The sequence below is a fragment of the Mesorhizobium sp. genome (assembly GCF_005063415.1).
In the GTDB taxonomy this organism is placed as follows: Bacteria; Pseudomonadota; Alphaproteobacteria; order Rhizobiales; family Rhizobiaceae; genus Mesorhizobium.
Window position 1 is genome coordinate 4,606 of the sequence record NZ_SUEG01000170.1, and the last position, 5,657, is coordinate 10,262.

A 5,657-nucleotide genomic window follows, 5' to 3' on the forward strand; every position below is an offset into this window, starting at 1 on the left:
CGGTCGACCTGCCGCTGGAACCCAACGCCATGCGCGGCACCTGGACGGTGGCGATCCATACCGATCCCAAGCAGGCGGCGGTCGCCAGCCAGATGTTCCTGGTCGAGGACTTCGTACCGGATCGCATCGAGTTCGACCTGTCCTCCGACAAGCAGGAGATCGCCCAGGGCGAGACCGCCAACATCACCGTCGACGGCCGCTTTCTCTATGGCGCGCCGGCCGCGGGCCTGGCGCTCGAAGGCGAATTGACGCTGTCGACCGCCCGCGACTGGGACCGCTTCAAAGGCTATTCCTTCGGTCTCGCCGACGAACAGTCGGCAGAACCGACGGTGACGCCCTTCACCGGCCTGCCGGTGGTCGGCGAGGACGGCAAGGCGACCTTCCCGGTTTCCGTCGATCAATTGCCGTCGACTACCAAGCTGGTCGACGCAAAGGTCACGGTCAGGATGCGCGAAACCGGCGGCCGTGCGATCGAGCGCTCGCTGAACATCGGCATCCGCCCGCAGGGCCACATGATCGGCATCCGCCCGGATTTCGACGACGACGAGGTGCCGCAGGGCGGCACGGCCAAGTTCAGCCTGATCGCCGTCGCCCCAGACGGCAAGCGTGAGGCGCTGAAGGGCGCGCAGTGGTCGCTGGTCAAGGTCGAGCGCAGCTACCAGTGGTACCGCTCGAGCAACTCCTGGAACTATGAGCCGGTCACCTTCACCAAGGCGGTGGCCAACGGCCAGGTCGACCTGAGCGCCGATGGCGAGGCTACCATGTCGCTGCCGGTCGACTGGGGCCGCTACCGGCTCGAGATCGAGACAGCCGATCCGGAAGGCCCGGCCACCAGCTACGAGTTCGACGCCGGCTGGTATGTCAGTTCCACCACCACCGAAACGCCCGACGGGCTCGAGATCGCCCTCGACAAGGATACCTATGCGGCGGGTGAAGTGGCCAAGCTCAAAGTGTCGCCGCACTTTGCCGGCGAGCTGCTCGTTACCATCGGCGCCGACAAGCTCCTGAAGACCGTCACCGCCAGCGTGCCGGCAGGCGGCAGCACTGTCGACATCCCGGTCGGCGACGATTGGGGTGCCGGCGCCTACGTCACGGCAACGCTGTTCAGGCCAGGCGATGCGCAAGAGACACGCATGCCGGCCCGCGCCATCGGCGTCAAATGGCTGAAGCTCGATCCCGGCTCGCGGAAGCTTGCCGTCAGCTTGGCGCCGCCGGACAAGACCATGCCGCGCCAGCAGCTGTCGATCCCGGTCGCCGTAGCCGGCGTGCAGCCCGGCAGCAACGCCTATGTCATGGTCGCGGCCGTCGACGTCGGCATCCTCAACCTGACCAACTACAAGGTGCCGGATCCGGAGAACTGGTTCTTCGGGCAGCGCATGCTAGGCCTCGAGGTTCGCGACATCTATGGCCGGCTGATCGACGGCTCGCTGGGCACAACCGGTAAGCTGCGCACCGGCGGAGACGGCGCCAACATGCAATCGCAAGGCAGTCCGCCGACCGAAAAGCTGGTCGCCTTCTTCTCCGGCCCGGTTCAGCTCGATGCCGACGGCAAGGCGCGGATCGACTTCGACATTCCGCAGTTCAACGGCACCGTGCGCGTCATGGCCGTCGCCTGGACCAAGGAGGCGGTCGGCCATGCCCAGTCCGATGTCATCGTGCGCGATCCGGTGGTGATCACCGCCGGCCTGCCGCGCTTCCTGGCGCCCGGCGATTCCGCCGTCATGCGGCTCGATGTCGCCGACACCGACGGCCCCGCTGGCGACTACAAGCTGACCATCGACACGACGGGCGACCTGTCTACCGGCAGTGCCGCCTTGCCTGAAAAGCTGACGCTGGCCAAAGGCAAGCGGCAGACACTGACCGTGCCGTTGATTGCGCAGACCGCGGGCAACGCCTCGATCACCATCAAGCTTGGGCATGCCGACGGCACCATCGTCGAGCAGACGCTCTATGTGCCGGTGCGCCCGGCGCAACTGCCGGTGACCACCCGCATGGTCGTCGACCTCAAGGGCAATGGCGGCGCGCTGCGCGTCGACAAGGAACTGCTGGCGGCGAGCCTGCTCGATGGCGCTTCGGTCAGCGTCGGCGTTTCGCAGGCGGCTGCCTTCGATGTACCGTCGCTGCTGATGACGCTCGACCGCTATCCCTATGGTTGCGCCGAACAGACCACCAGCCGCGCCATGCCGCTTCTCTACGTCAACGAGATGGCTTCCGGCATCGGCATGGCCAGCGACCCCGATCTGCATGGCCGCGTCCAGGACGCCATCTACAAGGTGCTGAGCTACCAGGCCTCGGCCGGCAGCTTCGGCCTATGGGGTCCGGGTTCCGGCGATCTGTGGCTCGACGCCTATGTCACCGATTTCCTCACCCGGGCGCGCGAGCAGAAGTACGACGTGCCGGCCCTGGCGATGAACCAGGCGCTGAGCAACCTGCAGAACGCGATCGGCTACGACCAGGACGTCCAGGATCGCGGCAGCGAGATCGCCTATGCGCTCTATGTGCTTGCCCGCAACAAGAAGGCCTCGGTCGGCGATCTGCGTTATTATGCCGACACCCAGCTCGAAGCCTTTACCAGCCCGATGGCCGTCGCCCAATTGGCGGCGTCTCTCGCGCTCTACGGTGACACGCAGCGCTCGGAGGCAACCTTCCAGGCCGCGTTGCAACTGGCCAAGTCGACCCCCGAATATGACTATTACCGGTCCGACTACGGCTCGCCGCTGCGTGACGGCGCGGCGATCCTGGCGCTTGCCGCGGAAAGCAAGCCGGTGCCGACCATCGTGCCGGCGTTGATCCAGCTGGTGACCAGAGAACGTGCCGACGCCAGGTGGACCAGCACACAGGACGAGTCCTGGATGCTGCTGGCGGCCCGCGCGCTGAAGGCCGGCAATGATTCGATCGCGCTGACTGTCAACGGCGCATCGCATGCCGGCGGCTATTCGGACCAGATCGCCGGCAACGACCTCGCCGACAGTCCGCTGACCATCGCTAATACCGGCAGAAATCCGCTGCAGGCGGTCGTCACCACCGTGGCCTCACCGATTCAGCCTCTGCCGGCCGGCGGCAACGGCTTTACCATCAGCCGTACCTACTACAAGCTCGACGGCACCGAGGCCAACGTAACGGAGGTCAAGCAGAACGAGCGCTATGTCGTCGTGCTCAAGGTTTACGAGCAGAACAGCTGGCCTTCGCGGCTGCTGATCACCGACCTGTTGCCGGCCGGCTTCGAGATCGACAATCCGGGCCTGGTCTCCAGCGCCCAATTGACGAACTTCTCCTGGCTGGCGCAGACCGATGCCGCCCATCTCGAATTCCGCGACGACCGTTTCGTTGCGGCGTTCAATCCCAACGACGGCGACGGCGACCGCAACATCACGCTCGCCTATGTCGTGCGCGCGGTGACGCCGGGCACCTACGCCCACCCGGCAGCAACGATCGAGGACATGTACCGGCCGCAATATTCGGCCCGCACCGCCACCGGCATGATGGAGGTCAAGGCGCCGTAAGGCAACGAACAGGAACATGGCGACGGCGCTGCCCCTCATTGCCCTGCCGGGCATTTCTCCCCGTATAGAGACGGGGAGAAAGAAGCTTGCGCCGAAGTTTTCGCCAATCTCGAACGTCGCAGAAAGTGCCCCCTTCTCCCCGTCTCTATACGGGGAGAAGGTGCCGGCAGGCGGATGAGGGGCAGCGCCGTGCTTTCCCGAAAAATCCTGCGCCGAGCGGCCATCACGGGCATTTCCTTCGCCGGTCTCGCTGCAATCACCGCCGCCGTCCTCTGGCAGCTCGACCGCGCTTTTCCGCCGCCGCTGCCGGCTGCTTTGACGGTCTCGACCGAGGTGCAGGACCGTGACGGCCAGCTGCTACGCGCCTTCGCTACGCCGGACGGCTATTGGCGGCTCACTACCAGCCTGGACCAGGTCGACAAGCAGTTCGTCGACATGCTGGTCACCTATGAGGACAAGCGCTTCTGGGATCATCAAGGCGTCGACGTGCTGGCACTGGCGCGTGCCGCCGGCCAGTTCGCGACCAGCGGCCATATCGTCTCCGGTGGTTCGACGCTGTCGATGCAGCTCGCCCGGCTGATCGAACCGCGCGACAGCCGCAGCCTGGGCTCGAAGATCAAGCAGATGCTGCGCGCCGTCCAGATCGAGCGGCGGCTTTCCAAGCGCGAGATCCTCGAACGCTATCTGACGCTGGCGCCCTATGGCGGCAATCTCGAAGGTGTGCGCGCCGCTTCGCTCGCCTATTTCGGCAAGGAGCCGAAACGGCTGACGGTCTCGGAAGCGGCCCTGCTCGTCGCTTTGCCGCAATTGCCGGAAAAGCGGCGCCCCGACCGCAATCTCGAAATCGCCCACGCCGCCCGCGACCGTGTGCTGACCCGCATGGTCTCGGCAGGCCTGCTCGGCGAACGCGAGGCCGCGCGAGCGGCGCTCGACGATGTGTCGGGGCTGCGGCGGACCTTACCGGCACTCGCCGCCCATGCGGCCTATGCGATGCTGCCCAAGGCCGTCCCCGGCCAGAAGCTGCAACTGACGATCCGCAAGAGTGTTCAGGAAGGGCTGGAGCAGGTGGCCAAGGATGCCGCCACCAGGCTCGGCCCTCGCCTCTCGGTGGCAATGGTGCTGGCCGATTCCCGCACCGGCGATATCCTTGGCGAGGTCGGCTCCGCCGATTTCTTCGATGCCAGCCGTTCGGGCTGGATCGACATGACCAAAGTCGTTCGCTCGCCTGGCTCGACGCTGAAGCCGTTCATCTACGGCCTCGCCTTCGAACAAGGCCTGGTGGCGCAGGAGATGCTGATCGAGGACAGCCCAGCCGATTTCTCCGGTTACCGGCCGAAGAACTTCGACATGGGCTATCAGGGCGATGTCAGCATCAGGCAGGCGCTGCAATTGTCGCTCAACGTACCGGCGATCCGCGTGCTCGACGCGGTCGGCCCGGCTCGGCTGATGGCGCGCTTTCGCCAAGCCGATGTGACGCCTATCCTGCCCGTCAACGAAGCGCCCGGCCTGGCGATCGGCCTCGGTGGCGTCGGGGTGACCCTGCGCGACCTGGTTCAGCTGTATGCCGGGCTTGCCAATGGCGGCAAGGCACACACGCTGCATGACGGCACCGAGCCGGCGAACGCCGAACGCTCGACCACCACCATCCTCGACGGGCAGGCGAATTGGCAGATCACCGACATCCTGTCGGGCGTCAAGCCGCCCCAGGGTGCCGCCCAACGCGGCATCGCCTACAAGACCGGCACCTCCTACGGCTATCGCGACGCCTGGTCGGTCGGCTTCGACGGCCGCTACGTGCTCGGCGTCTGGGTCGGCCGCCCCGACGCCGGCGCGGTGCCTGGCCTGTCCGGCTACGTCTCGGCGGCGCCCATCCTGTTCGAAGGCTTTGTCCGTTCCGGTTTGGCCGCAGTGCCGCTGCCAAGCCAGCCGGCCGGTGTCCGGCGGCCAAAGCGCGAGGAGCTACCGGTGACGCTGACGCGCTTCGGCGCCGGCACCGATGGGCTGGTGGAGGCGACGCCGACCGAACCTGCGCCAACCATCATCTTTCCGCCCGACGGCGCCCGCGTCGATCTCCGCACTTCCTCGGCCGATGCCTCGCCGCTGGTGCTCAAGCTGCAGGGCGGCCGCGCACCATTCCGCTGGCTGGCCAACGGC

2 protein-coding genes are annotated in these 5,657 nt (G+C 66.4%); both read left to right on the plus strand.

Annotated elements, in window-relative coordinates; genetic code table 11:
- Positions 1 to 3,503: alpha-2-macroglobulin (locus tag E5W70_RS27930; RefSeq protein ID WP_292664537.1), on the plus strand; the 3,503-nt coding region annotated here is incomplete at its 5' end.
- A 174-nt stretch (positions 3,504 to 3,677) separates the two neighbouring features.
- On the plus strand, positions 3,678 to 5,657 hold a 1,980-nt coding region (pbpC, locus tag E5W70_RS27935; protein ID WP_292664539.1), incomplete at its 3' end, for a penicillin-binding protein 1C.